The organism is Streptococcus parasanguinis (assembly GCF_016648855.1).
GTDB lineage: Bacteria > Bacillota > Bacilli > Lactobacillales > Streptococcaceae > Streptococcus > Streptococcus parasanguinis_L.
In genome coordinates this window covers 20,319-46,880 of the sequence record NZ_JACLQU010000002.1, presented here as the reverse complement: position 1 = coordinate 46,880, position 26,562 = coordinate 20,319, and the positions used below count along the sequence as shown (strand labels likewise).

24 protein-coding genes are annotated in these 26,562 nt (G+C 38.5%); 23 read left to right on the top strand and 1 reads right to left on the bottom strand.

The features are described 5' to 3' along the window. Positions 1 to 2: 2 nt before the first annotated feature. On the bottom strand, positions 3 to 857 hold the full coding sequence (locus H7T92_RS01625; protein WP_195311726.1) for a helix-turn-helix domain-containing protein: 855 nt from the start codon (positions 855 to 857) through the stop codon (positions 3 to 5). Between the two features lie 196 nt (positions 858 to 1,053). Between H7T92_RS01625 and H7T92_RS01620 the strand changes: the two genes are divergently transcribed. The 23 genes from H7T92_RS01620 (at position 1,054) to H7T92_RS01510 (ending at position 26,516) form a co-directional block, all read left to right on the top strand. Continuing rightward, positions 1,054 to 2,631 (top strand): ATP-binding cassette domain-containing protein, encoded by a 1,578-nt coding sequence (locus tag H7T92_RS01620; protein WP_195623238.1) that lies wholly within the window; start codon positions 1,054 to 1,056, stop codon positions 2,629 to 2,631. 135 nt (positions 2,632 to 2,766) lie between these two features. Continuing rightward, entirely contained in the window at positions 2,767 to 3,039 is a 273-nt protein-coding gene (locus H7T92_RS01615) for a hypothetical protein (RefSeq protein WP_201036814.1), read from the top strand. A gap of 607 nt (positions 3,040 to 3,646) precedes the next feature. Beyond that, entirely contained in the window at positions 3,647 to 4,570 is a 924-nt protein-coding gene (locus H7T92_RS01610; RefSeq protein ID WP_049492934.1) for a hypothetical protein, read from the top strand. Positions 4,571 to 4,860: 290 nt separating this feature from the next. Beyond that, a complete protein-coding gene (locus H7T92_RS01605; protein ID WP_195311538.1) occupies positions 4,861 to 6,792 on the top strand; it encodes a DnaB-like helicase C-terminal domain-containing protein in 1,932 nt (643 codons plus the stop codon). Positions 6,793 to 6,888: 96 nt separating this feature from the next. Next, complete coding sequence (locus tag H7T92_RS01600) at positions 6,889 to 7,137, top strand: DUF3173 family protein (RefSeq protein ID WP_049495670.1); 249 nt, start codon at positions 6,889 to 6,891, stop codon at positions 7,135 to 7,137. Continuing rightward, positions 7,130 to 8,341: a tyrosine-type recombinase/integrase gene (locus H7T92_RS01595; RefSeq protein WP_049495673.1), complete on the top strand. Its 1,212-nt coding sequence runs from the start codon at positions 7,130 to 7,132 to the stop codon at positions 8,339 to 8,341. Before H7T92_RS01600 ends, H7T92_RS01595 begins: the two co-directional genes overlap by 8 nt. Positions 8,342 to 8,634: 293 nt before the next feature. After that, the gene (locus tag H7T92_RS01590) at positions 8,635 to 9,078 is read left to right on the top strand and encodes a hypothetical protein (RefSeq protein ID WP_023918201.1); all 444 of its coding nucleotides are present in this window, start codon (positions 8,635 to 8,637) and stop codon (positions 9,076 to 9,078) included. A gap of 147 nt (positions 9,079 to 9,225) precedes the next feature. After that, a complete protein-coding gene (locus H7T92_RS01585; RefSeq protein ID WP_003007432.1) occupies positions 9,226 to 9,678 on the top strand; it encodes a hypothetical protein in 453 nt (150 codons plus the stop codon). A 108-nt stretch (positions 9,679 to 9,786) separates the two neighbouring features. Beyond that, positions 9,787 to 10,236, top strand: coding sequence for a hypothetical protein (locus H7T92_RS01580; RefSeq protein WP_023918199.1), 450 nt, complete (start codon positions 9,787 to 9,789; stop codon positions 10,234 to 10,236). A gap of 177 nt (positions 10,237 to 10,413) precedes the next feature. Next, positions 10,414 to 12,150: an ABC transporter ATP-binding protein gene (locus tag H7T92_RS01575; protein ID WP_201036813.1), complete on the top strand. Its 1,737-nt coding sequence runs from the start codon at positions 10,414 to 10,416 to the stop codon at positions 12,148 to 12,150. A gap of 13 nt (positions 12,151 to 12,163) precedes the next feature. Then, positions 12,164 to 13,942, top strand: a complete 1,779-nt coding sequence (locus H7T92_RS01570) for an ABC transporter ATP-binding protein (RefSeq protein ID WP_201036812.1) — start codon at positions 12,164 to 12,166, stop codon at positions 13,940 to 13,942. Positions 13,943 to 14,131: 189 nt separating this feature from the next. Next, positions 14,132 to 16,159, top strand: coding sequence for a glycosyl hydrolase family 28-related protein (locus tag H7T92_RS01565; protein WP_155199630.1), 2,028 nt, complete (start codon positions 14,132 to 14,134; stop codon positions 16,157 to 16,159). Between the two features lie 115 nt (positions 16,160 to 16,274). Further along, the gene (locus H7T92_RS01560) at positions 16,275 to 16,781 is read left to right on the top strand and encodes a GNAT family N-acetyltransferase (RefSeq protein WP_155167729.1); all 507 of its coding nucleotides are present in this window, start codon (positions 16,275 to 16,277) and stop codon (positions 16,779 to 16,781) included. Positions 16,782 to 16,910: 129 nt separating this feature from the next. After that, positions 16,911 to 18,485 carry a cardiolipin synthase gene (cls, locus tag H7T92_RS01555; protein WP_201036811.1) on the top strand — a complete coding sequence of 525 codons (1,575 nt, stop codon included), beginning with the start codon at positions 16,911 to 16,913 and terminating at the stop codon, positions 18,483 to 18,485. 15 nt (positions 18,486 to 18,500) lie between these two features. Then, on the top strand, positions 18,501 to 19,160 hold the full coding sequence (locus H7T92_RS01550) for a DNA alkylation repair protein (RefSeq protein ID WP_201036810.1): 660 nt from the start codon (positions 18,501 to 18,503) through the stop codon (positions 19,158 to 19,160). A 284-nt stretch (positions 19,161 to 19,444) separates the two neighbouring features. Next, positions 19,445 to 20,446, top strand: a complete 1,002-nt coding sequence (locus H7T92_RS01545) for a DUF3137 domain-containing protein (RefSeq protein WP_049523003.1) — start codon at positions 19,445 to 19,447, stop codon at positions 20,444 to 20,446. Further along, entirely contained in the window at positions 20,443 to 20,994 is a 552-nt protein-coding gene (locus tag H7T92_RS01540) for a LemA family protein (protein WP_195190001.1), read from the top strand. The genes H7T92_RS01545 and H7T92_RS01540 overlap by 4 nt, the downstream gene beginning before the upstream one ends. Positions 20,995 to 21,139: 145 nt before the next feature. Continuing rightward, on the top strand, positions 21,140 to 22,216 hold the full coding sequence (locus H7T92_RS01535; RefSeq protein WP_049473189.1) for an aspartate-semialdehyde dehydrogenase: 1,077 nt from the start codon (positions 21,140 to 21,142) through the stop codon (positions 22,214 to 22,216). A gap of 301 nt (positions 22,217 to 22,517) precedes the next feature. Beyond that, positions 22,518 to 23,453 carry a 4-hydroxy-tetrahydrodipicolinate synthase gene (gene dapA, locus H7T92_RS01530; RefSeq protein WP_201036809.1) on the top strand — a complete coding sequence of 312 codons (936 nt, stop codon included), beginning with the start codon at positions 22,518 to 22,520 and terminating at the stop codon, positions 23,451 to 23,453. Between the two features lie 71 nt (positions 23,454 to 23,524). After that, positions 23,525 to 23,863 carry an ATP cone domain-containing protein gene (locus H7T92_RS01525; protein WP_070594830.1) on the top strand — a complete coding sequence of 113 codons (339 nt, stop codon included), beginning with the start codon at positions 23,525 to 23,527 and terminating at the stop codon, positions 23,861 to 23,863. Between the two features lie 114 nt (positions 23,864 to 23,977). Continuing rightward, complete coding sequence (gene ylqF, locus H7T92_RS01520) at positions 23,978 to 24,829, top strand: ribosome biogenesis GTPase YlqF (RefSeq protein ID WP_201036808.1); 852 nt, start codon at positions 23,978 to 23,980, stop codon at positions 24,827 to 24,829. Next, entirely contained in the window at positions 24,816 to 25,583 is a 768-nt protein-coding gene (locus tag H7T92_RS01515; protein WP_201036807.1) for a ribonuclease HII, read from the top strand. Before ylqF ends, H7T92_RS01515 begins: the two co-directional genes overlap by 14 nt. Positions 25,584 to 25,586: 3 nt before the next feature. Then, positions 25,587 to 26,516, top strand: coding sequence for an ROK family protein (locus H7T92_RS01510; protein ID WP_201036806.1), 930 nt, complete (start codon positions 25,587 to 25,589; stop codon positions 26,514 to 26,516). Positions 26,517 to 26,562 lie beyond the last annotated feature (46 nt).

Here is a 26,562-nt window from a genome sequence, read left to right as displayed (position 1 = left end):
AGTTATGCTAGTTGAGATGTGTTTTTTCTAAAGTTATCATCCCATTCCTTCACTGCCTCAGGATTAAGAATAATATTAATTGTCTCTAGTATAGTTTGATGTATTTTTAAAGCCTCCTCTTTGTCACACCAAAGATAATCAAATATGGCTTTAAGTTCATGTAGATATAGTTTTTCAAAAGAAAAATAGGTTGGATAATTTTTGTTAAATAATAATGTCAGAAGTTTTCGGCTAGCGTTTCTTTCTTTTCGTTCTAAAAAAACAGATAGGCAGTTTAGGACGGTATCAATTTTAATACGATCTAGGTTATTTTTTAGCGACTGAGGAGTATCTTCGAGAATAGTATTAGTGAAGATTATAAGAGCATCCGATGTAAAATAAGGGACGAGATTACCAAGCAGACCGACATCAAGATTTGTCCAGTACTCTAATGAAATAAAGTAGTCAGTGAGTTGAAAAATGGTATCTTGAGGAACGGTTAATTGCTTTAGTTCGCAGATGATTACCTCTAAAACGCGAGCTATGATTTGGTAAATATATTGACCTTTCTGATCTGATAACTCATAGAGATATGATTTTAATTCGGAAAGTATCTGAGTATCTTTGTTATTCAGTGCCTCTTCTAACTGCTCGGTTAGCTGGTAAAAATCTTTGTCTCGGAAATCTTTCCATTCAAAGAATTCATTAATTTCAACTAACATAAATCCTAGAAGTCGAAATAGAACATCATTAGAAAGGGTTGTATGACCATTTTCAAAATCTGAAATACTGGTGGCAGAACCAGCAATTTCTCCAAGTGCTTTTAAAGATAGTTTTCTTTGCTTACGAATTGCCTTAAATTTTTCTCGATTAGTCATGTTCGGATTTCCGAAATTTTTCCTTTTCACATTTTTTATATTATACAATACTGATATCAAAAATGAAATTGTTGAATATGATTTTGATCAAGATTATGACGTCTTCAAAAATCTTGTCTGCGACAAAATATTTTACAAAATTTTGAACTTGCGATTTTATCCAATAAGGTCAACTATGAATTGAAGGTGGAATGAGATGGGAACTATTTTTAAGCATATTTCAAAAACTAAATTATTTTTTTATCTATTATTTTCGCTACTGTATTCCTTACAAGGCTTACTTACTTCATTTCTCATACAGGTAGCAGGAAAAATTGATGTAAATGACAATCGAATGATTCTAACATTTGGATTAAGTGGAGTGTTATTATTTGCATTTATCTACGCTTGTATGTATGTCAATAATCTCCTAGCACGAGCAATCATTGAAGAATTTAATGTGCTCATTTCTAAAAAAGCTATTGAGAAGTTCTATCAAAGAACATTGCAATACAGTCCATCAGAATTAAATTCCTTTTTAGCACAAGATATTCTAATGTTTTGGCAAGAGTATCTGGTCCCGCTCATTATTTATCCTATCTTTGGTCTATCTATTCTAGCATCTGTGTCCTATCTTTTGATACAACATATCCAACTAGGTCTGATGTTTACAGTTGGGGGATTCTTAATGATCATACCCCAGTTTGTCTTTCATAAGATGTTGAAGAAACGAGGGGAGGAATTAAGTAAAGCTAGAGAAAACAGTATGGCTTCTATCACGGATTTTACAAAAGGAATAGATACTATTCGTAGTAATCAAGCTAGCCAGCAGTTTTCGGCTCATGTGTTGGATGCTATCAAAAACACTGAAAGGAAGCAATACCATTATTTCACAAGTCATAATTTAGTCATGTTTTGGACAGGACCTCTCAAAGGTATAGGGCTAGTTATCCCTCTGATGGTAGGCTTATTTTTGATGAGAACAACCTCTTTAACTCTGACGACATTACTGGCCATGATGACGGCCTCGATGAATCTTATTTCTCCATTACAACAATTGCTAGAAGGCACTTCTAGTCTACAATCATCCACAGCTATTAGAGATAAGGTAGTTTCTATTTTACAGTTAAGTGATGGATTTACTGACGTAGAGGAAAAAAACGTTGAAGGAAGAAAATTATGTATTGATATTGATCATTTAAGTAAATCATTTGGAGAAAAAAAGCTCTTTCAACAGTTATCTCTTAATATTCCTTTTGGAAAAAAGGTTTTACTGACGGGAGCAAGCGGTAGTGGAAAATCTACTCTGTTTAAACTTTTAAGCGACGAAGATACTGAATTTTCAGGAACTATTTCTTTTGAAAATGAGAATGGAATGTCTTTTGAGCCATCGTATGATTGTGTATCAGTCATTCATCAAAAGCCTTATATTTTTAACGGTAGTTTAAGAGATAATGTAACTCTCTTCCAAGATTTTTTAGACAGTAGTATAATAGATGTGTTACAGAAAGTTAATCTTCTTAAGGAAGTTGGCAATAATCTTGAACTACACCTTGATGGACAAAATCTATCAGGTGGTCAAATGATGAAATTGGAACTTGCCAGAGCTTTGCTTAGATTGAAGCCCATTCTACTTGTTGATGAGGTAACAGCTTCATTGGATGATACGAATGCCAAAGAGATTCGACAGCTTATTTACTCTCAAGATTGTACAATTATTGAAATTGCTCATAAATTCAATAAAGATAATTATGATGAGGTTATTAAGTTAGAAGATTATAGATTTCGTGATTAACACAGAGTTCAAATTGAAATACAATCCAATATATTGCATTTGATAATCAGTTGTATTGAAAATAAAATACAGATAGAATTCTGCAAGTGTCTGATACTATGCTATTTTAGACTAATTGAAAGCTACCTAATTTATATGAATTTAATAGCAAGTAACAGTGAATTTAAGATTCCATTTGCTATTGACTCTTTCGTAAAGAATGAAATTGATACAATATCACAAGAGAGAATGTTTAGAGCTATAGGTTCATATTTTTTGACATTAAAGACTCAGACTTTCTTTTCAGTAATCAGAGAAAATTTATATAGAATTGATGGAGATTATTGTAAGATTAGAGTTGAATCACCTCTTTTAAAAGAAGATAGATATGAAGAAATATCAAGAGAAATCATTGAATTTGGCGTTTAAGATGAAAGACTTTCTTAAATTTGTGGTATCTTATTGGTAGCTAAACAGTCAAATCGCACCATTTTGTTCAAAAATAACATAAAAAGAATGTTGATTTATCAGCATTCTTTTTCAGGTAAAATCAAATCTTGGAATTAGAAGAAAAATAGGCTTTGGATTGAAATAAATCATAAATAACTATACAAATTGTCTCTCCGTATAGGAATGATTTAGTGTTCTTCAGTTGAAACTATAATCCTAGGTATGAAATTAAAAAATTTTTTTAATTTGGTCATTAAAAATTTTTTCAAAAAAATTTAAATCCTATATGGAAGATCTTATAATGTGTATTAAAATCCTTAAAATATCACTATTTCCGCTATTTTAAAGGGCACTTTGTAAAGTGTCCTTTTTAAATTTTAGTAGAAAATTGAGCAATTTTTGGTAGAAAAAGCGACTTTTTTTGATTTTTCTTTTTTTTACTTTCATCAAAAAATGGCAGACTATTAGTATGGAAAGAAAAAAATTTATTGAGAGCAAGAGAGTTGTTAGCAAACAAGCCAAGCTAACAGCTCTTTTTTTGTGCCCTCAATAATCTTTTCAAATAAATAAAAAAAGAGGTTATATAATGCCTGTTGATAAAAACAAGAAAATCGAGAAGATTTTAAATACACCGACTTTGAATTTGCTACCTTCTGTTAATTTGAAAACAGATGACAAAGTAAGGGATCGAATCACTAATCGAACATCGATTCATTTAGGGCCTGGTACGATTCATATTGAAAATTTTGATGCTAACAAAGATTATTTCAAACTCCGAGTTTTGAAGATGTTAGATTTATTAATTTTGCTTGTAGGGAAGAAGAACCAATATAGACTAAGTGAAGAAGAGGCTGTTAATTGCTTGGTTGAATTTTCAATTAAACAGTATGCAGAACTGATGGGGAAAAATAATCTAAAAAGTACTTCAACGAAGAAAAATGTACGTCGTATCATTGAAGAGGCATTAAGTTTGCTAAACGATCTTTCTATTAGTACCGCAGAAAAGAGAAAATCGGAAATCAAAGAATTCAAAGATATGAAACTGATTGAGGAATTCAAATGCAAAAAAGGAGTTTATACAGTTCAATTGACTGAAAAATTCGTTAGATATTTAATTACTTCTTATGTGACAAATTTCCCTCTCAGACTTTTTAAAATTGATGAACGTAGTAAAAATGTTTATTCTATCGCAAAGAAACTAGTCTATCATCAAAGTCTCAATAATAATAGAAAGAAAAAAATTCATGAAGTCATATCAGTTGAAGCTCTGTTAAATGTATGTCCTAAAATTCCAGCAATAGAAGAAGTTAGATTGAAAAAAGGTGGTTGGCGTTCAAGAATTGAGGAGAGCTTAACTAATTCACTTGATAAACTAGCCGATGATAAAATCCTAGTTTGTTGGGAATACTGTAATCCAAATTGTGAACCTTTATCAAAAAAACAGATAAAGATGGATTCTTTTTTTGATTTTCAAAAATATAGGGTTCATTTTAAGGTTTCAGGGATTTAAATTCACTGATTTATTGATTTGCTTTGATTAAATCAGGATTTATGTATGGGGTATGTTGAATTAAAAATTGGGGTATTTTGAATTAGAATTTGGGGTATGTTGATTTTGTAAAAAATTTTTTCACCCTTGGTATAACTGATATTTTAGCATCTCTGATTTTCAATACTAATAATATTAATAAGCAGCATACGCCTTCAATTTTCGTATTGAAGGCAATGCTATAATTTTGCCTGTAAAGAAAAAAATCCGGATTTTATTTTTTTACTGGCAATGAAAAAAGGAGTACAAATATGTTTGAAGAAGAAAAATCTTATTTGAAAGTATACATTGACCAAATCTCTGAACCAAGTCGTAAAGGTGGTAAGGGAGCATATATTTGCCCTCTTTGCCACAGTGGTGAAGGAAGAAACAGAACTGGTGCTTTTCACATTTACGATGAAACGCAATGGAAATGTTTCTCTTGCGATAGAGGTGGAGATATCTTTGATCTTATCGGCTATGTAGAAGGACTTGATAAATTTAAGGATCAATTGAAGCGTGTCAGAGAGTTGTTTAATCTATCAACTGAATGTGATGGATTCAATTACCAGAAGAGTGAATATTTGAATTACAATGCTGTTTTTCCTTTAAAGGGAGAAGAGAAAAAAGATAATTATTCAAGTTTTTATAATGAGGCAATAAAGCATCTTTGTGAAACTGACTATTTTCTTAAACGAGGGTTGAGTTTTTCAACAGTCCAACGGTTTAAAGTTGGTTACGTAAAAAAATGGAAGCATCCCCATGTGACTAATCCTAATGTTCCTGAAACACCTCGGTTAATTATTCCTTTAAGTGAAAGTTGTTATTTTGCTCGTGATACAAGAGATATTGTACCCGAACCTCAATTGAACTATATGAAACAGAAAGTGGGAGGGAGCGATCTTTTTAATAAAAGCGAACTCTTCAAAAAATCTACGGATCCAATTTTTATTGTAGAAGGCGAAATAGATGCCATGAGCATCGTTGAAGTTGGTGGAAAGGCAGTAGGACTTGGTAGTATTGGAAATATAAATAAATTAATTAATCTTGTTTCTGATCTAAAAATTGATCGTACATTCATTCTCTCATTGGACAAAGACGAAAAGGGGAGAGAGGCTGAACTAAAATTAGCAGAGCGATTTAGAAGTAAGAAAATAAAATTTATTTCTTTCAAATTAACTATTGATGACGTAAAAGATCCTAACGAAATGTTAGTGAAAAATAAAGGAGTATTTAACAAAATGGTAGAAAATGCAATCAATCAAACCAAAAGTGAAAAAGAGCGGTATCTTGAAAATTCAACAGCTATTCATCTTCCGAAGTTTTTTAATGATATTAAGAATGGTTCTAATAATTCATGTATTAAAACAAATTTTGAAGGTTTAGATGACCTATTAGAAGGTGGTCTTTACGAAGGCTTATATTGTGTTGGTGCAATTTCCTCTCTTGGTAAGACAACATTTGTAACTCAGATTGCTGATCAAATTGCAGCACAGGGAACTGATGTTTTGATTTTTAGTATTGAAATGTCTAGATGGGAAATAATTAGTAAAAGTATTAGTCGTCACACAGTTATCGAATCTATTGCCTCTAATAGTGATGTCAGAAATGCAAAAACAACACGAGGAATTACTGAGGGGAGTAGATATTCAGGTTACAGCAACCCAGAGATTGATTTGATTAAAAAAGCTGGAGAAAATTACTCGCAATACTGCAAAAATATTTACATTGTAGAAGGTACTGGACCTATTGGTGTGAATTGTATTCGAAATACTGTAAAAGACCATATCAAATATACTGGAAAAGTACCCGTTGTTATTATTGATTATTTACAGATTCTATACCCAGTGAATGAACGATTTACTGAAAAACAAAACACAGACAGATCGGTAATAGAATTGAAAAGGATTAGTCGAGACTTTAAAACTCCATTAATCGTGATCTCTTCTTTCAATAGAGAAAACTACAAATCTATTGTCAGTATGCAGTCCTTCAAGGAGAGCGGTGCAATCGAGTATTCTAGCGATGTTTTGATTGGACTTCAACTTAAGGGGACTGGTCGAGATAGCTTTGACGTTAATGAAGCGAAATCAAGAAATCCTAGAGAAATTGAGTTAGTAGTTTTAAAAAATCGTAATGGAAGAACCGGCATTAAAATGGAATTTGACTATTATGCGATGTACAATTATTTTAAAGAAAAGTAGTTTATGGCTATTGGTTAATGATTTAATTTGTTGAACTATTCTAAGCCTTATCAAAAGATGGAAATCTCTGTAATTAAGAATTAGAAGGAAGAGATAATGCTAACAATAAATCATACAGAATTAATGAAATTAGGTTTTCCTGAACATACGGCACGGGATATTATAAGACAAGCAAAGTTAATTGCTGTTCGACAATTTGAAGAATCTAGAGCTTTATCGAATAATGTGGTAGAATTAAGTAAATCACCATTTGATAATTCTCGTCTTAATTTAGCTCCTACGTATATTGTAGAAGAATTACTCGGCTTTAAGTTGCTTTCTGAAAGAAAGGAACAAAATGAGTAAAAAATATAAATGCGTAAGTCGAAATAAGAAAGGAAAAATTTACTATGAGGTTGAATTCAGTGTAGATCCGTCTACGGGTGACCGAAAGAGGTTTAGGGTTAAATCTTATAAAGATCAATTTGGAATTGATTTTAAAACAGAAAAGCAAGCCTTTGACGAAGTCTGTAGGATAAGAACTGAATACAATGCTAAAATAGCTAGTGCCAGTGCAAATAGGCCACAATTAGATATTCCATTTTCAAAATTTATGGAAGATGTTTATTTGCCTTATTATAAGAAAACTGTTCAGCCCGTAACCTATCAAACTGCTTATCCTCAGTATAAGACTTTTATTGAAGTTTTTGCTGACAAAAAATTGTCTGAAATCAATGTTAGGGAATGTGAAGATTTTAGATTATCTTTAGTGGAAGACTACTCTCCAAACTACGCAAAAGGACTTTGGTGTAAACTGAAGAAGTGCTTAAATTATGCAGAACGCTTGGAATACATCGAAAATAATCCTTGTCGAAAGTTAGACAATCCTAAAGGAGAAAAACCGAAAACTGAATTTTGGACTGTAGAGGAACTTGATAAGGTATTAAAAACTTTTGATCAGACAGTTTATGAAGAGAGGCAGTTTTATACGGCTATCTGGCTTTATTTTATGACGGGGATGCGAGTCTCTGAGGGTCTTAGTTTAAAGTGGTCTGATATAGATCTTAAAAATAAGGTTATTCATATTCAGTCTACCCTCGAATATCAAGGGAATGGGAAATACGTTCGAAAAGAGCAGACAAAAACAAGGGCAGGAATGCGTTTCTTAGAAATAGATGACGAAACTGTTAAAGTGTTGCAAAATTGGAGAACTGTACAAGTGTATAATAGAGAAGATAATTTTGTATTAGCACGGTTTAACACTCCCATGAACAAATCTACCTTAAGTAGAATGTTAAAAAGGCATGCACTAGTGGCTAAGGTTCCGGTTATTACTGGGAAAGGTCTACGTCATAGTCATGATTCATTTATGATAAACGTTCTAAAAAAAGATGTTTTGTATGTCTCGGCTCGTTCAGGAAGAACGGACAAAGCTACAACACTAAACACCTATTCTCATTTCTATGATAGACAGATTGTTACTGGCGGTGCTGAAATAACAGAGGTGTTAGGAGAGCTCGGACTAACTGCAAGTCCCGCCACAATCCCGCCAAGTAAAGAAACCAAGTAAAAAATAGCTGTGTGAGAACAACTAAAGCAACGACGCTTCAGTTACTCTTAAATAATAGAGTTTCCAATCAAAATGAAAACCGAGGTTTAGGCCTCGGTTTTTTTGTCGTTGAAAAAAATGATGATAGAATGTGAATAGAGGACTTTTATAAAGCTAACATGTGTAGCTCTCTTTATTTTCTCTAAACCTACTAAATAGTGCAGTTTTAATGATGTTACATTTGCTATATTCCCTTGAGATGTTGCTAATTTGTTGCTATAATGGCTATAAATCATATCATAAAGGAGAAGATGATGAAAAATTTTAAACGTCTTTTGTTAGCTGTTGTAGCTGTCTTTGCAGCCGTCCTTTTGGTAGCTTGTGGCGCTAAAAGCGATAATGGGACTTACGTGTTTGAGCCTACTAAGGATGAGATCAAAGATATTATGCCAAGTGAATTTCAATCTTTGATAGGTGATAATTACTCATTCACTATTTCGATTACAATCAATGATAAGAAAGGTGAGATGAAAGTAGACACCAATGCAGGTGGTCAAAATGTAAATCAAGTGATTGATTTGGAAGTAGACCAAAAAGCTAAAACTCTTGTCTCAGAAAATGAGTATGGGAAAGCGGAAATTACTTATCAAGTTTCAGGAAATGTGTTAACGATTAAGGATGTGAAGAATTCTTTGATGGGTGACACAGACATGTTTAATAACTACATGAAAATTGCTAAGTTCAAAAAAGTTAAATAAGCAATCATGGCGGGATTTAAATTCCGCCTTATTCTATTTCTTTGTTGATACAAGAAATATTACAAGAATATGACATTTATAAACTTTCATTGCCGTGTACCTGAATTGTTGATATAATAGTGTTAATCTAACTAAAAAGGAGAAGTTATGAAAAACTTTAAACGTATTCTTTTGGCTGTAGTAGCTGTTTTTGCAGCAGTCCTCTTGGTGGCATGTGGTGCCAAAAGTGATAACGGGACTTATGTCTACAAACCATCAAAAACTGAAGTGAAGGAAATCCTTGAAGAACAAGGTGCTCCAAGTTCAAGTGTAGATGCATTGATCGACAATGTTAAATTGGAAGTTTCAGTGACCATTAAAGATAAAACAGGTAGCCTTAAAATTAAAGGTGAAATGATGGGACAAAAGACTGACCAATCATTTGATATGAAAGTTGACCAACAAAAGAAAACTCTTCAATCTAAAACAGGTGAAGGTGAGAAGGTTAAATACAAAGTTTCAGGCGATGTGTTCACTTTTGATTTATCTGGTGAGAAGAGTTCAGGTCATGAAGCTGCTTTGGAAATGTTCAAAAACGCTAAATTCAAACGTACAAAATAATACAAGAGAAGGGCAGAGAGTATCTGCTCTTTTTCTTCTTTAAAACATCTTGAATCGGTATTAAAATAGTGGTAAAATCTGATTATAAAATACATTAGGAGATTGATTATGAAAAATATTAAACGTATTCTTTTAGCTTTCGTTGCAGTTTTTGCAGCAGTCCTCTTGGTGGCATGTGGTGCAAAAAGTGATAATGGGACTTATGTCTACAAACCATCAAAAACTGAACTCAAGAAAATTCTTGAGGAGCAAGGCTTATCAGGTAGTCAATTAGAGTCTATTGGAAACGTTATTAATTTTGAAGTTTCTATTAAGATCAAAGATTCTAAAGGAACCCTCAGCATCGCGGGTGAAGTCGCTGGTCAAAAGAATGAGCGATCTTATGATGTCAAAATCAATCAAAAAGAGAAAACAATCTCGTCAAATGATGGTAAAGGAGAAAAGATTACATACAAGGTCGATGGTGATTATTTGACATTTGATCTTTCTAAGTTAAGTAATAGCAACCAAGGGGATCTTATGATTCTTAAAAACGCTAAATTCAAACGCACGAAATAATGCATATGAAGAGTGGGGAAACCTGCTCTTTTGCTTTACTTTTATGACTAGTTTGGTATAATGAATGAGACTACAGATGGGACTGGGGCAGGAATGATTTTCTTTGAAAATGATTTCGTCTCGCTCCCTCTTTTCTGTGTGATCAAGGTTATTATTTATGGAAAAGGAGAATCATCTATGCTTTATATTTGGTCTTACTTGAAAAAGTATCCCAAGTGGCTAGCCCTGAATCTATTTTCAGCGGTCCTGTTTGTTATTGTCAATTTGGGCTTGCCAACGATTCTAGCTCGCATGATTGATGAGGGGATTAACCCGCGTGATGTGGATCGGCTATATTTCTGGGGCTGGGTCATGTTTGCGATCATTTTGCTTGGGATTGTGGGACGGATTATCTTGTCTTACGCGGTTGGTCAACTAACGACCACCATGGTCCGCGATATGCGCAATGACCTCTATGCTAAGTTACAGGAGTACTCGCATCGCGAGTATGAGCAAATTGGGGTATCGTCATTGGTCACTCGCTTGACTTCGGATGCCTTTGTTTTGATGCAGTTTGCGGATTCTATGTTGAAGATGGGGGTCATTACACCCTTGATGATGGTTTCCAGTGTTCTCTTGATTCTCACGACCAGTCCTTCTTTAGCGTGGATTGTAGCGGTTTCTGTACCATTTCTTGCTGTCGTCGTCTGGTATGTAGCAGTTAAGACACGTCCACTTTCTGAGAAGCAACAAAAGACCCTCGACCATCTCAACCAGTTTGCGCGTGAAAATTTGACAGGGCTTCGTGTGATTCGTGCCTTTGCCCGCGAAGAATTCCAAGAGGATAAATTTGCGGCTGAAAATGAAGTCTACGCAGAAAACTCGAATAAATTGTTCAAACTTACTGGTTTGACAGAACCCCTATTTGTACAGATCATCATTGCTATGATTGTGGCGATTGTCTGGTTTGCTTTGGATCCTCTTCATGACGGTAGTTTGAAAATTGGGGATCTAGTTGCCTTTATTGAGTATAGTTTTCACGCGCTCTTATCTTTCCTCTTTTTAGCCAATCTCTTTACCATGTATCCTCGGACAGCGGTTTCTAGCCGTCGTCTCAAGGAAATCATGGATATGCCCATTTCGATCGATCCAAATGAGAATGGTGTAACAGAAACAGCATCTCGTGGCTATTTGGAATTTGACAATGTTACCTTTGCTTATCCAGGTGAGACAGAGAGTCCAGTTCTTCACAACATTTCCTTTCGGGCCAAACCTGGAGAAACGATTGCCTTTATCGGCTCGACCGGTTCTGGGAAATCTTCACTTGTGCAGTTGATTCCTCGATTCTATGATGTAACACTTGGAAAGATTTTGGTGGATGGCGTGGATGTCCGTGACTACAATCTGAAAGCCCTTCGCCAAAAGATTGGTTTTATTCCGCAAAAGGCATTGCTTTTTACAGGAACCATTGCTGAGAACCTTCGTTATGGAAAAGAAGATGCCTCTGTACAAGAGCTAGAACAAGCGGCTGAAATTTCCCAAGCCAAGGAATTTATCGACAGCCGTGAGGAACGCTTTGATACGCATTTGGCAGAAGGTGGTAGCAACCTTTCAGGTGGCCAAAAACAACGCTTGTCCATCGCTCGTGCTGTTGTCAAAGATCCAGATGTCTTTATTTTTGATGATTCCTTCTCTGCCTTAGACTACAAGACGGATGCCACTTTGCGGAAGCGTCTCAAAGAAGTTACAGGAGATGCGACCGTTTTGATCGTAGCGCAACGTGTGGGAACCATTATGGATGCGGATCAAATTATTGTCTTGGATCAAGGGGAGATCGTCGGTCGAGGAACTCACGATGAATTGATGGAAAGTAATGAAATCTATCGTGAAATCGCTAATTCGCAGCTCGATAGTCCATCATTAACAGATGAATAGAAAGGAGAAGCAGATGAAACCAGAACAAAACAGTTTTAGTAGACTATGGACTTACTTGAGATCCTATCGCTTGGAAGTTTGCTTGTCCATTTTCTTAAAAATCCTAAGTGTCATCATGAGTGTTGTCGAACCCTTTGTTTTGGGACTTGCCATTACGGAGTTGACAAAGAATCTCATGGATATGGCAAAAGGCCTTGCAGGAGCTAGTCTGAATACTTCCTACATCGCTATCATTATGACGCTCTATCTATTCCGTGGGGTCCTCTATGAGTTGGGATCTTATTATTCCAACTATTTCATGACCAATGCTGTTCAAAAAACCGTTCAGGACATGCGAAATGATTTGTCTCATAAAATCAATCACATTCCGGTTTCTTATTTTGACCGGCATCAGTTTGGAGATTTGCTCGGACGTTTTACTAGCGATGTCGAAACCGTCTCTAATGCCTTGCAACAGTCCTTTTTACAAATCGTCAACGCTATCTTTACCTTGCTCTTTGTCATCACCATGGTCTTGTACTTAAATATCCAATTGGGGATGGTGGTGATCTTGTCCATTCCAATCACTTATTTCAGTGCTCGATTTATCATGAAAAAATCTCAGCCTTACTTTAAAGAGCAGGCAGATGTTTTGGGGGCAATGAACGGCTTTGTGCAAGAAAATTTAACAGGCTTTAATGTCCTCAAGCTCTACGTCCGAGAAAAATCTTCCCAGCAAGAGTTTCATGATATTACCCATCACCTTCAAAAAGTAGGATTCAAGGCTAATTTCATTTCTGGCTTAATGATGCCGATTTTAAATGGAATATCAGATTTGACTTATCTCATTATCGCTTTGTTTGGTGGCTTACAAGTGTTAGCAGGTCGTTTGACTGTCGGGAATATGCAGGCCTTCGTTCAATATGTTTGGCAGATCAACCAACCGATTCAAAACTTGACCCAATTAGCCGGCCAACTCCAAAGTGCCAAATCGTCTCTAGATCGGATTTTCCAAGTCATGGATGAACCAGATGAAGTAGCAGATGTGACTGAAACCCTCTCTGGAGATTTGACAGGGCAAGTCAGCTTTAAAAACGTCGATTTCCAATATGTAGCGGACAAACCCTTGATTCGTGATTTCAACCTAGAAGTCAAACCAGGTGAAATGGTGGCCATTGTCGGACCGACCGGAGCAGGAAAAACAACCTTGATTAATTTGCTGATGCGCTTTTACGATGTGACTGCAGGCTCCATCACGGTGGATGGTCATGATATTCGCCATCTGTCACGCCAAGATTACCGCAAACAATTCGGAATGGTGCTTCAGGATGCTTGGTTATATGAAGGAACCATCAAAGAAAACCTTCGCTTTGGTAATCTCGAGGCGACGGATGAAGAAATTGTGGAAGCTGCAAAGGCAGCCAATGTCGATCACTTTATCCGGACGCTTCCTGGTGGTTACAATATGGAAATGAATCAGGAGTCTAGCAATATTTCTCTAGGCCAAAAGCAACTCCTAACCATTGCGCGTGCGCTCCTAGCGGATCCTAAAATCTTGATTTTGGATGAAGCGACGTCTTCTGTCGATACGCGTTTAGAGCTCTTGATTCAAAAAGCGATGAAGAATTTGATGAAAGGGCGGACTAGCTTTGTCATTGCTCACCGCTTGTCTACCATTCAAGAAGCAGATAAAATCCTTGTCCTCAAAGATGGTCAAATCATCGAGCAAGGAAATCACCAATCCTTGTTAGCAGACAAAGGGTTCTACTATGAGCTCTACAATAGCCAATTTTCAAATAAAAAAGCGGAATAAGCGCGTGTCATCAAAAGAGGTTTGAGATAGAATTCTCAGCCTCTTTTTCTTGCTCACTTTTATTACTACATAAAAAGGTTAACATATCTGCAACAAATTGATACAGAATATTCACACAATTCACCTTGTTTGTCATGATATTTTTTATTAGGATAGAATCGTTGTAAAAAATAAAAGGAGAAATGTGTGATGAATCATTTAAACAAAGATATCGTTTTTGGCATTCGCAAGTCTAAGCTTGGAGTCTTTTCTGTCGTGATTGCGATCATGGGGGCTTGTTTTTTGACTGGACAATCTGTGGCAGCTGATCAAGCTGGAGAGCAGACACAAATCCAAACACAAGGACAAGAAGCGACAACCTCTGATCCCGCTAGCTCTCAAGTAGATACCAGCCAATATGGCGCATCTATGCCTTACACCCGTTATGAAGCAGACAAAGGGAACCTCCTTGGAAAGGCAGAGGTAGAGCAGTCTCAAGACAGTCACTCAACAGCTATTGAAGCTTCTGATCAGACTTATGTCGCTTTAAAAGAAAAAGGAGATGGTGTCTCCTTTAAGGTAAATGAACCAGCCAATGCCTTAACTGTACGCTATACAGTGCCAGATGGAGCCAGTGGACAACTCGATGTACAGGTGAATGGTCATAGTGTTCAACAATTGGATCTTTCATCCACGTCTAACTGGCAGTACTTGAATGACAAAGGTGTTCATGATAGTGCCCAGGCTGATACACGCGCTCGGTTCCAATTTGATGAAGTACACAGCCTCCTTCCAGGCCTTCAGCTTCAAAAAGGAGATGTGGTTTCACTGGTGAAAAACAGGTCAGACGACGTCCATTACGGCCTTGACTTTGTGGAATTCGAGCAAGCTCCAGACCCGATTGCTCAAGGGGATAATGCTATCAATATTGTTTCTAAAGGAGCTACGCCAAACGACGATACTGATGACAGCCAGGCCCTCTATGATGCGATTTATGAAGCTAAACAAACCGGAAAGAATGTCTATATCCCAGCTGGGCGATTTAATCTCAATCGAAAAGTCGGTATCGATGCTTCTGATATGAAGATTTCAGGGGCTGGTATCTGGCATACCCAACTGCATTTCACTAGCGACCTAGCTGGTGGCGGTGGTTTTGACTTCCTTCATCAAGATAACCATGTTGAATTTAGCGATGTCTATCTATCCTCCAACCTCCGTTCACGCTATGGTGAAAACGCTCAGTACAAGGCCATTTCTGGAACACCAGGGAAGAACTCTCATATTCACGATATTTGGGCCGAACACTTTGAAGTTGGCATGTGGATTGGCGATTATGCTGGCAAAAATGATATGAAGTACACAGATGGTCTAGTAGTAGAAAATGTCCGTTTGCGAAACAATTTAGCTGACGGAGTTAACTTCGCCCAAGGGACTAAGAATTCGATTGTCCGCAATTCTAGTATCCGTGGGAATGGAGATGACGGACTTGCCAGCTGGTCAAGTATTGCAGATGGGACAGAATCGGCAGTAGCAGAAAATAATAAATTCTTGCACAATACGATTGAACTCGGTTGGCGCGCTGGTGGTGTTGGGATCTTTGGTGGAAAAGGCCATGAGATTGCCTACAATCGGATTAAAGACAATATCGGTGATGCTGGAATTCGCTTGACGACTGTCTTTAAGGGCCATAACTTTGATTTGAATGAAGAAGGGATTCGGGTTCACCACAATCTCTTGGAGCGCACAGGAACGAAGAGCGATATCTACAACAAGCATCGTGGATCGATTGATGTTGAAACGCGCTATGGAGATATTAAAAATGTCACCATTGAGGACAATGTATTTGTAGCGCCATTTGATACAGGTGTGACCGATCACCTCAATCCAAATGGAGGTATCCTAAACCATGTCGAAGTCAGAAATAATCAAACCATGAGTCAACTCTCTCATTCAGCTCAAGGAGGACTATCTGCTCCTGCTTCAAAACCAGTTGTACAAGCCTTGAAGGTGAAAGAAAAACCCCTTCAAACAGGCGCAGTGAAAGTTCCCCTTCAACCATCGAAAGTTCAACCGTCTAAAAAACAAACCGGTCTGAATCTTAAACAAGCAAAGACAGTCACTAAAACAGTCAAACCTAACTATGTCTTAAAAGCAACAAATTCCAAGCAAAAGAGCTTTTTGAAAGCTCCGAGTGCTTTATTCCTTTACCGGATGATGGGGTTACGTCAAACGGTTTAAGAAGGATGGAAATCCTGGATACAATTCCAGGATTTTTTGCTTGCTGCTAGTCCTTCATTGACAGTGAGAAGGCATATCGGTATACTAGGTATAATCTAATGAGGAGGCCACCATAATGATTCGACCCGTTCAGCTCAGCGATGCAGCAGCTATCCGAGCGATTTACCAACCTTATGTGACAGAGACAGCCATTACCTTTGAGGTTGATGTGCCGACTGTCCAGGAATTTGAAAGTCGCATCATAAAAACGCTGACCCAATTTCCTTATTTGGTCGCAGAAGTGGATGGGAAAGTTGTGGGGTATGCCTATGCTTCGACCTATTATGCACGCGCTGCCTATGATTGGACCACTGAATTGTCTATTTATGTAGCAAAAGAAGCGCGTGGACAAGGGATCGGATCGGCCCTTTATACTGCCTTAGAAGAGGAGTTGCAAGCACGAGGCTACTTACGCTTTCTGGCTTGTATCGCAGTTCCGAACGAAGCGAGCATTTCCATGCATGAAAAGCGAGGGTATGTCCAAGTGGCTCATTTCCCAAAGATTGGCTATAAGTTTAACAAATGGCATGATATCGTCTGGATGCAAAAGACGATCGAAGGGCCGGTGAGAAAAATACAGTAGAAATCACGACATTTGTAAATCGCAATAGTTAATTATCCCTGACTTTTTCATAGGCTAAAATGATACTAATAAAATTACTGAAAGAGACCGGAAAGTTGTGATGGTCTCCCCTACATGAAAGGAGCCTTTATGACTGAAGAACAAAGTGCTAGGCTGTTACCTCAAAAGCCCTCCAGATGGGCCAAAATTCTACTTAACCGAAAGGTTCCCATTCTTCTGTTCTTCTTTCTGGAATTGGCCTTTCTTGTCTTTTCATATCTCAGTCTACAAGAGCATTTCCCATCCATTATCTTATGGGAACACTTGTTGAGTGTCTTTACCTTCTTTTACTTGCTCAATCGTTCCATGGATTCTCGTTCCAAACTGTCCTGGATGATTATCATTGCCCTCTTTCCAATTTTTGGGACGGCTCTGCTTTACTTTTCACTGGCTGATTTGGGTGTCAGACGCTTGAAGAAACGGCTTGAGGATGCTACAGTGCAGGTATCCGACTATCTAAGCACCGATCCAGAAGTTGCTGATTATTTATCCCAAAGTGATCGCCAATTACAGAAATTAGCTTATTTTTTGGAGCATAGTCCAGCACAGTTTCCTATCTATAGAAACACAGCGGTTACCTATTTTCCACTTGGAGATGACATGCTTCCAGCCTTGTTGGAGGATTTGAAAAAGGCGGAGCGTTATATCTTCATGGAATATTTCATTATTGATGAAGGAATCATGTGGGGCGAGATTTTAGCCATTTTAGAGGAGAAGGCCAAGGCAGGTCTTGATGTCCGTGTCATGTTTGATGGGATGAATGAGATGACTACCTTGTCCTACGATTATATTGAGCGACTACACAAGGTTGGGATTAAAGCTCAGGCCTTCTCACCAGTCAAACCCGTTCTATCAACCTATTACAATTACCGAGATCATCGAAAAATCACAGTGATTGATGGGCAGGTTGGTTATACTGGTGGCGTTAATATCGCTGATGAGTATGTCAATAAACGAGAACGCTTTGGCCATTGGAAGGATACGGCCCTTCGATTAGATGGTTCAGCAGTTCAAACACTAAAAGCTCTTTTTTTGACCATGTGGACAGTGACCGGAATAGAAGACAAAGCGGATATGGAGCGCTATCTACAAGAAAAACCTCAACAAAGAAAGAGCCAGGGCTTGGTTCTTCCTTATGGCAATTCACCATTGACTTATCATAAGGTGGCTGAGGATGTTTATCTTCATTTACTGAATACATCGACCGATTATGTTCACATCATGACGCCGTATCTGATCTTGGATGACGAATTGGTTAGAGCTATGACTTTCGCGGCCAAACGAGGAGTAGATGTTCGGATTATTATGCCAGGGATTCCAGATAAACAGTATGCCTTTGATATTGCGACGACCTATTTTAAAGTGCTCTTGGATGCTGGCGTCCGTATTTTCCGTTATACCCCAGGCTTTGTCCATGCTAAAGTTTATGTTTCTGATAGCCAACAAGCTGTTGTAGGAACCATTAATACAGACTACCGAAGTCTCTATCAAAATTTTGAAGATGGGGTCTATCTCTACAAAACTCTGGAAGTGCTAAAGATTGAAGAAGATTTTGAGAAAACCCAGGCTCTATCAGAGGAAGTCACTCTAGAAAGTTTATCTAAAATGCCTATGGCTCATCGTCTAGCTGGCTATCTCTTTTCTTTGATTGGACCTTTGATGTAAAAAAGGAGGAATCATATGGATACAAAAATTCTTTTGAAATTGTTAGAAGACCAAGCTGATCCAGCGAAACTCCCAGCAATGGAAGCTTATATGAAAAATAAATTCAGCTTTCTTGGGGTTCAAAAACCAATTCTCAAAAAGATTGAAAGAGATTTTTTTAAGCTTTTCATAAAGGATCCAATTGATTGGGCTTTTGTGGAAGAGTGTTGGCAGCAACCCTACCGTGAGTTCCAATATATTGCTATGGATTATCTGGATAAAAAGAAGAAGGAGCTTATACCTGAAGATTTTCCAAAGCTAAAGGAATTGGCTCAAACCAAATCATGGTGGGACAGTATAGATCAATTGGACCTTATCATCGGAGAGATTACTTTTCACTATCCAGAAACCAAGCAGGTTATGCTGGATTGGAGTAGGGATCAGGACTTTTGGTTGAGGCGGATTGCCATTGATCACCAGCTTATGAGGAAAGAAAAAACAGATACGGATTTGTTAGAAAAAGTGATCCTCAATAATCTAGGTCAAAGCGAGTTCTTTATAAATAAGGCAATCGGCTGGAGTTTACGCAATTATTCCAAGGTTAATCCGGATTGGGTAGGGGCCTTTATCGACCGCTATCGAGAGCAGTTATCTCCTTTGAGTATTCGAGAAGGAAGCAAGTACCTACCTTCTTGACAGTTTGTGGATGTTCATGGTAAACTAGATTTATGCGATGAGTCGATTGGCTCTTAGGAGCCTTTTGCGCTGAGGAGGTCTACATTCAATTGTAACGCAGGAGCGGACCTTGAACAGTTGTGTGAACCGGCGGTTCTCACCGAAAGGTGCCTCAAATCCTGGTCTTCGGATCAGGATTTTTTTGTACCTTCAAAGGACCGAAACTATTATAATACAGTTGCTACAAAGTTATGTTGGTGTTATAATATAGTAAAGTGCCTCGTGTCAGAAAGGAGTGGAGTTGATTGGGAGATTTCTATCATTCTAATGATTCAGCATCTACAGACTATTCGCAGAAAATTGAGGATCTTGAAAACTCCAAACAATTTCAGGATGCAATCGGATTGATCCGAGAACAGATGAAGAACAATCTTCAATGGAATGTTTTGCGATCTTTTGGTATTATTTGTGCCATACTGTCTCTCATTTTATTGCGTTTTGCAGCTATTCCTTTGATCCTTTTAGTGGTTGGTTTGTATTATTGGCCACAATATAAAAAAAGAAAAGCCTTGTTTGGGGATCGAATTCGTTCGAACGATGAAATCTATCTTGATGATATCTTGTCGCCTGTATTAAAGGAAGTTTTTCCTAAGGCTTCGATCAAAGAGGACGGTTCCATCCCTTCTGAAGCTCTCTCGCATTTATGTCCTCGGTCGACTGATTTTCTGTGTTTCAAAGAGCTATCATTTCATGATGACAAAGAGCTGACGGTGTCAAATCTCTATGCCCATCATACAGAGACTCGTTACCGGACATCTAATGGTCATACGAGGACGGAACATGTGGAAGTTACAGATTTCCTTGGACAAGTGTTCTCTTTATGTCTACCGATCAATTTCTCGGGTCATCTTCGGGTGGTTCCGACCAAGAAATCATTTCTTTTTAAGAGGGAGGTGAATGGGGTTTATCCTGGAGCCAGAGGAGATGAAGTTCAGATTGAAACCGAGGATATTCGCAATAACGAAAATTACAATATCTACTGCACGGATGAACTGTCTGCCCGTAAATTTCTCACCCCTAAGATGTTGGAATGGTTTGATCGACAAATTTCTCAAAATGCCATGTGTGTATTTTTGAAAGACAAGAAACTATTTATTTCTTTGTATACCGATCGCTATATCTTTCCGACGCCCCAAAAACCAGAAGATATTGATCAACTATCTTTGGTATCTGAATATCATAAATTATGCAGAGAACTAGCTTTAATTAAAGAAATAACAGCAATTTTTGAAGGAGAAGCATCATGAATCTCATTATCGGCTTAATCATATTTGTTGCCCTATTGGCTATTTGGTTTATTAGTGTAGGAAATCGTCTCAATCGCTATCTAGTGACCATTGAAGAATCAAAGAGAACGGTCGATATCGTTCTCGTAAAACGCTATGATACCATTTCGGAAATGCTAAAAGTAGCCAAAGCCTATGCCAAACATGAACAACAGATTTTCACTGATTTAGTTGCTTTACGTCAAGGAGCATCTATCCAAGAATCTAACCAAGTCATTACCAATCAAAATGATGTCTTGGCACAAATTCGTGCAGTCGGTGAAAACTATCCAGAGCTCTTGTCTTCTAACCAATTCTTGGCCTTGCAAAAGGAAATTGCTGACGAAAATGAAGATCTTGCTGCAGCGAAGCGAATTGTCAACAGTAATGTCAGCCACATTAATCAAGAAATTGTTTCATTTCCGGCGTCTATCGTAGCAGGTGTAAAGGGGATCCATCAAGTTCCATTTCTTGCTGAAGAAACACAAGGTAAGAAAGATTTAAGTGACTTGAACTATGACCTGAACTAAAGAGCTATTTATGATAAATAACCATCAACAATCCTGGTCTTAGAATCAGGATTTTTTCCTACTGTTGGTACTTTTCATTTATGCCAAAAAATTGTATAATAGTACAAATACTCAATTTTTAGAAAATTTTGAAAGAGGATTTACTATGGGATACACAGTTGCTGTTGTCGGTGCTACAGGTGCCGTTGGTGCTCAAATGATCAAAATGTTGGAAGAATCAACTCTTCCAATCGATAAAATTCGCTACCTTGCGTCAGCACGTTCTGCAGGAAAAGTCTTGCAATTTAAAGGGCAAGACGTGACCATCGAAGAAACGACTGAAGATGCTTTTGAAGGCGTTGATATTGCTCTTTTCTCAGCTGGTGGTTCAACATCTGCCAAATATGCACCTTATGCGGTGAAAGCAGGCGCAGTAGTGGTTGATAACACTTCTTATTTCCGTCAAAATCCGGATGTCCCATTGGTTGTTCCTGAAGTGAATGCACATGCGCTTGATGCTCACAACGGAATCATCTCTTGTCCAAACTGTTCAACCATTCAAATGATGGTGGCTCTTGAGCCCGTTCGTCAAAAATGGGGCTTGGACCGTATCATCGTGTCTACTTACCAAGCTGTATCAGGTGCCGGTATGGGAGCGATTCTTGAAACCCAACGTGAGTTGAAGGAAGTCTTGAATGATGGCGTGAATCCACGTGATGTCAAAGCTGAAATCTTGCCATGTGGTGGTGATAAAAAACACTACCCAATTGCTTTCAACGCTCTTCCACAAATCGACGTCTTCACAGAAAATGACTATACATACGAAGAAATGAAGATGACAAATGAAACCAAGAAAATCATGGAAGATGATAGCATTGCCGTTTCAGCAACTTGTGTGCGGATTCCAGTCTTGTCAGCACACTCAGAGTCAGTCTACATCGAAACAAAAGAAGTGGCACCAATTGACGAAGTGAAAGCTGCTATTGCAGAATTCCCAGGTGCAGTCCTTGAAGATGACGTTGCTCACCAAATCTACCCACAAGCGGTTAATGCGGTCGGTTCACGCGATACTTTCGTTGGACGGATTCGTAAAGACTTGGATGCTGAAAAAGGGATCCACATGTGGGTTGTTTCAGATAACCTTCTTAAAGGTGCCGCTTGGAACTCAGTCCAAATCGCAGAAACTCTTCACGAACGTGGACTCGTACGTCCAACAGCTGAATTGAAATTTGAGTTGAAGTAGGGAGCGAAACAGAAATCAGCAACTCGAAGAGTTTGATTTCTCCTTCGCTTTTATAATTTAAGGCTCAGGCTATAAAAGTCCACCGGACTTTTATACTCCCCCCGCACAGTTGATTAGGAAGTACGAATGTTGCAAACATGAGTAGTTCCAATCAACCACTGCGTCACGATTCAGAAATCTGCAACTCGAAGAGTTTGATTTCTTCCTCAGCTTTCTAACGAATCAACTTGTTTTATGAACAGATCATGAGGCAAAGGCAAGCAAGCCCCAGCCTCTTTCTTATATAGAGAAAGGTTTTTCTATGTCTTATAATGATTTAAAAGATTGTAAAATCATCACTGCATTTATCACCCCCTTCCATGAAGATGGAACCATTAATTTTGACGCTCTTCCTGACTTGATCGAGCACCTCTTGGCTCATCATACAGACGGGATTCTCTTAGCTGGAACGACTGCGGAAAGTCCAACTCTGACCCACGATGAGGAATTGCAACTCTTTGCGGCTGTTCAAAAGATTGTCAATGGTCGAGTTCCTTTGATCGCTGGTGTCGGAACCAATGAAACCCGTGACTCGATTGAGTTCGTTAAAGAAGTGGATGCTTTTGGTGGCTTTGCGGCAGGATTGGCTATCGTCCCATACTACAACAAACCATCTCAAGAAGGCATGTATCAACACTTTAAAGCGATTGCGGATGCATCTAATCTTCCGATTATTATCTACAATATTCCTGGACGCGTGGTAGTAGAAATGACACCTGAAACCATGCTTCGTTTGGCAGAACACCCAAATATCATTGGGGTCAAAGAGTGTACAACCCTAGCTAATATGGCCTATTTGATTGAACACAAGCCAGAAGAATTTCTCGTCTATACAGGGGAAGATGGAGATGCTTTCCATGCGATGAACCTTGGGGCTGATGGGGTGATCTCAGTGGCCTCTCATACAAATGGAGATGAAATGCATGAGATGTTCCAAGCCATTGAGCACAACGATATTAAAAAGGCTGCGGCTATCCAACGTCAGTTTATCCCTAAAGTCAATGCTCTCTTCTCATATCCGAGTCCAGCTCCTGTCAAAGCTGTCTTAAACTATATGGGCTTTGAAGCAGGACCAACTCGTTTGCCATTGGTGCCAGCACCAGCAGAAGAAGCGAAGCGCATCATCAAGGTTGTAGTAGATGGGGATTACCATGCATCTAAAGAGATCATTACGGGGGTCCTTCGTCCGGATTATTGATGTCTTAGATTCTTGACAAATCCCCTATTTATTAAGATAATAGAAGTATATTGATAATCAAGGAGAATAAGATGGAAGTCATTAAACGTAGTGGTGAAGTTGTAGAATTTGACCCAGATAAAATCTATCAAGCTGTTTTGAAGGCAGCACAAACAGTTTATGTCTTGACGGATGATCTTCGCCAAAACTTGGCGCAAGTGACCAAGAAAGTTGCCATGGATTTGGAAGAAGCTAAAGTGGAACGTGCGACGATCAGCATGATCCAGTCAATGGTTGAGCACCGCTTACTTGGTGCTGGTTATATTACCATTGCTGAACACTATATTTCTTATCGCTTGCAACGTGATTTGGAACGGAGTGGCTATGGAGACCACATCGCTGTGCATTTGCATTTTGAGCAAATTCGCTAGATTATAAACTAAGAAGTTACTTCGGTAGCTTCTTTTTAGTATATTTATTAATAACTGAGAATTGAAGAAAACATGGTATAATAGAAGAGATTGAACTGGAAAGGAATGGAGAACATGGCAACTATACAATGGTTTCCTGGACACATGTCCAAAGCTAGAAGACAAGTACAAGAAAATTTAAAATTAGTGGATTTTGTGACGGTTTTGGTAGATGCTCGTTTGCCCCTATCAAGCCAAAATCCTATGTTAACGAAAATTGTTGGTGATAAGCCTAAATTAATGATTTTGAACAAGGTAGACTTGGCAGATCCTGTGGCAACAAAAGAATGGCAGGACTATTTTGAGTCTCAAGGCATCAAAACCTTGGCTATCAACTCCAAAGAGCAGTCAACAGTCAAAAAAGTAACAGATGCTGCTAAGAGCTTGATGGCCGATAAAATTGCCCGTCAAAAGGAACGGGGGATTCAGATTGAAACCCTTCGCACCATGATCATCGGGATTCCTAATGCTGGGAAATCAACCTTGATGAACCGCTTAGCAGGGAAAAAGATTGCTGTTGTTGGGAATAAACCAGGGGTGACCAAGGGGCAACAGTGGTTGAAAACCAATAAAGACCTTGAAATTTTGGATACCCCAGGGATTCTCTGGCCTAAGTTTGAAGATGAAGAAGTGGCTCTAAAATTAGCTTTAACGGGTGCCATTAAGGACCAGTTATTGCCAATGGATGAGGTGACTATTTTTGGTCTTGAGTATTTTAAATCCCACTACCCAAAAGAGTTGCAAGAACGCTATAAGCAAATGAATTTAGAGCAGGAAGCTCCAGAAATCATCATGGAAATGACTCAACTCTTAGGCTTCCGTGATGATTACGATCGCTTTTACAGCTTGTTCGTCAAGGATGTACGTGATGGTCGTTTGGGTCGCTATACCCTTGATCGTGTAGGTGAAATAGATGCCAACGATTAAAGAAATCAAAGAGCGTTTGGCAACGATTGACGATCTAGATCATCCCTTATTTGAAGAATTGATCCTTGATGGTCGAGCGGGGGTTCAAGCAGCTATCAGCAAACGAAAACGCGAACTCCAAAAACAAGTGGACGAAGATTTGCGTTTGGAAAAAATGCTAGCCTATGAAAAAGAACTTTATACTCAAGGGATTCAGCTCATTGCAGGAGTGGATGAAGTGGGACGTGGTCCATTAGCGGGACCAGTTGTTGCAGCAGCCGTCATTCTGCCGAAAGCTTGTAAGATTCCCGGACTCAACGATAGTAAAAAGATTCCAAAATCCAAACACAAGGAAATCTATGAAGCTGTGCTCCAAAACGCCGTTGCGATCGGAATCGGCATCAAGGATAATCAAGTGATAGACCAGGTTAATATCTATGAAGCTACGAAGCTAGCCATGATGGAGGCCATTGGTCAGCTAGAGCCTCAACCCCAACATCTTTTGATTGATGCCATGAGGTTAGATCTTCCTATTTCCCAAACTAGTATCATCAAAGGGGATGCCAACTCCTTATCCATTGCTGCAGCATCCATCGTAGCCAAGGTGACTCGGGATCAGATGATGGAAGAGTTTGATCGAGAATATCCGGGTTATGATTTTGCTCAGAACGCTGGCTATGGGACGTCGAACCATCTGGCTGGCCTCGACCAACTGGGAGTGACCCCTATCCATCGGCGTTCGTTTGAACCCGTCAAATCAATGTGTGAGGATTAGGTTATGCTATTTACTATCGATATCGGAGGGACCTTTATAAAGTACGGTCTGATGGACGCAGACTATCAATTGGTTCATACAGACAAGATCCCAACACCACCTACGATTGAGGAGTTTTGGCAAGGATTAGAAGAAATCGTTACACCCGTAAGGGAAGAAATCGAGGGAATCGCCATTTCATGCCCTGGTGAGATCCAAAAGAGCCTTGGCTTTGTCTTTCGAGGTGGTCTCATTCCATATTTACGAGGCATTCCTCTAGCAAGTAGACTCGAACAAACATTTCAAGTACCCGTCACTGTTCTCAATGATGGAGAAGCCGCAGGTTTAGCGGAAGCAAGGCTTGGCAATCTAAAAGATTGTCCTTGCGGTGCGACCTTGGTCTTAGGGACAGGAGTCGGCCTCGCTCTTCTTTCGAATGGTGACCTATTGAGAGGATGGCAACTGACAGAATACATTCGGTCTATTGATAAGGCAGAAAGAACACCAGAAAATCGCCGCTTTCATCGCGAACTCTTTTTGCAAGGCATTTCCAATCTTTTGGAAAACACCGGTTCTGCTGTTCAATTTGTTGAGAAAGCTAGTCACATCTTGAACCTAGAAAAGGCAGATGGTATAGCTGTTTTCAAAGCTCTTGATCTAGGGGGCTATGAGGAGCTGATATCCTTGTTTCAGGAATATTGTCATGATATTGCAATTTTGATTTTTAATCTTCAATCATTGCTCCTGATTGAAAAAGTGACGATTGGCGGGGGCATTAGTAGTCAACCACTATTGATCGATGAGATCAGTCGACAATACCATGAGCTGCTCTCTCAAAAAGGGCATAAACAATTTGAGGCCTTGCCGATCCAAGCGGCTCGCTTCCATAATGAAAGCAACTTGATTGGTGCCGCATCTTACTTTTATTCTTCGACATATCAAAAAAAGTTCTAGAAATAGAGCTTTTTTCTTTTCTTTTTCGAATAAATAAGTGAGAGGA

Bases quoted from the DNA above. Each gene is read 5' to 3' on its own strand.
- H7T92_RS01625 (WP_195311726.1), bottom strand. From the start codon at position 857: ATGACTAATCGAGAAAAATTTAAGGCAATTCGTAAGCAAAGAAAACTA.
- H7T92_RS01620 (WP_195623238.1), top strand. From the start codon at position 1,054: ATGGGAACTATTTTTAAGCATATTTCAAAAACTAAATTATTTTTTTAT.
- H7T92_RS01615 (WP_201036814.1), top strand. From the start codon at position 2,767: ATGAATTTAATAGCAAGTAACAGTGAATTTAAGATTCCATTTGCTATT.
- H7T92_RS01610 (WP_049492934.1), top strand. From the start codon at position 3,647: ATGCCTGTTGATAAAAACAAGAAAATCGAGAAGATTTTAAATACACCG.
- H7T92_RS01605 (WP_195311538.1), top strand. From the start codon at position 4,861: ATGTTTGAAGAAGAAAAATCTTATTTGAAAGTATACATTGACCAAATC.
- H7T92_RS01600 (WP_049495670.1), top strand. From the start codon at position 6,889: ATGCTAACAATAAATCATACAGAATTAATGAAATTAGGTTTTCCTGAA.
- H7T92_RS01595 (WP_049495673.1), top strand. From the start codon at position 7,130: ATGAGTAAAAAATATAAATGCGTAAGTCGAAATAAGAAAGGAAAAATT.
- H7T92_RS01590 (WP_023918201.1), top strand. From the start codon at position 8,635: ATGAAAAATTTTAAACGTCTTTTGTTAGCTGTTGTAGCTGTCTTTGCA.
- H7T92_RS01585 (WP_003007432.1), top strand. From the start codon at position 9,226: ATGAAAAACTTTAAACGTATTCTTTTGGCTGTAGTAGCTGTTTTTGCA.
- H7T92_RS01580 (WP_023918199.1), top strand. From the start codon at position 9,787: ATGAAAAATATTAAACGTATTCTTTTAGCTTTCGTTGCAGTTTTTGCA.
- H7T92_RS01575 (WP_201036813.1), top strand. From the start codon at position 10,414: ATGCTTTATATTTGGTCTTACTTGAAAAAGTATCCCAAGTGGCTAGCC.
- H7T92_RS01570 (WP_201036812.1), top strand. From the start codon at position 12,164: ATGAAACCAGAACAAAACAGTTTTAGTAGACTATGGACTTACTTGAGA.
- H7T92_RS01565 (WP_155199630.1), top strand. From the start codon at position 14,132: ATGAATCATTTAAACAAAGATATCGTTTTTGGCATTCGCAAGTCTAAG.
- H7T92_RS01560 (WP_155167729.1), top strand. From the start codon at position 16,275: ATGATTCGACCCGTTCAGCTCAGCGATGCAGCAGCTATCCGAGCGATT.
- cls (WP_201036811.1), top strand. From the start codon at position 16,911: ATGACTGAAGAACAAAGTGCTAGGCTGTTACCTCAAAAGCCCTCCAGA.
- H7T92_RS01550 (WP_201036810.1), top strand. From the start codon at position 18,501: ATGGATACAAAAATTCTTTTGAAATTGTTAGAAGACCAAGCTGATCCA.
- H7T92_RS01540 (WP_195190001.1), top strand. From the start codon at position 20,443: ATGAATCTCATTATCGGCTTAATCATATTTGTTGCCCTATTGGCTATT.
- H7T92_RS01535 (WP_049473189.1), top strand. From the start codon at position 21,140: ATGGGATACACAGTTGCTGTTGTCGGTGCTACAGGTGCCGTTGGTGCT.
- dapA (WP_201036809.1), top strand. From the start codon at position 22,518: ATGTCTTATAATGATTTAAAAGATTGTAAAATCATCACTGCATTTATC.
- H7T92_RS01525 (WP_070594830.1), top strand. From the start codon at position 23,525: ATGGAAGTCATTAAACGTAGTGGTGAAGTTGTAGAATTTGACCCAGAT.
- ylqF (WP_201036808.1), top strand. From the start codon at position 23,978: ATGGCAACTATACAATGGTTTCCTGGACACATGTCCAAAGCTAGAAGA.
- H7T92_RS01515 (WP_201036807.1), top strand. From the start codon at position 24,816: ATGCCAACGATTAAAGAAATCAAAGAGCGTTTGGCAACGATTGACGAT.
- H7T92_RS01510 (WP_201036806.1), top strand. From the start codon at position 25,587: ATGCTATTTACTATCGATATCGGAGGGACCTTTATAAAGTACGGTCTG.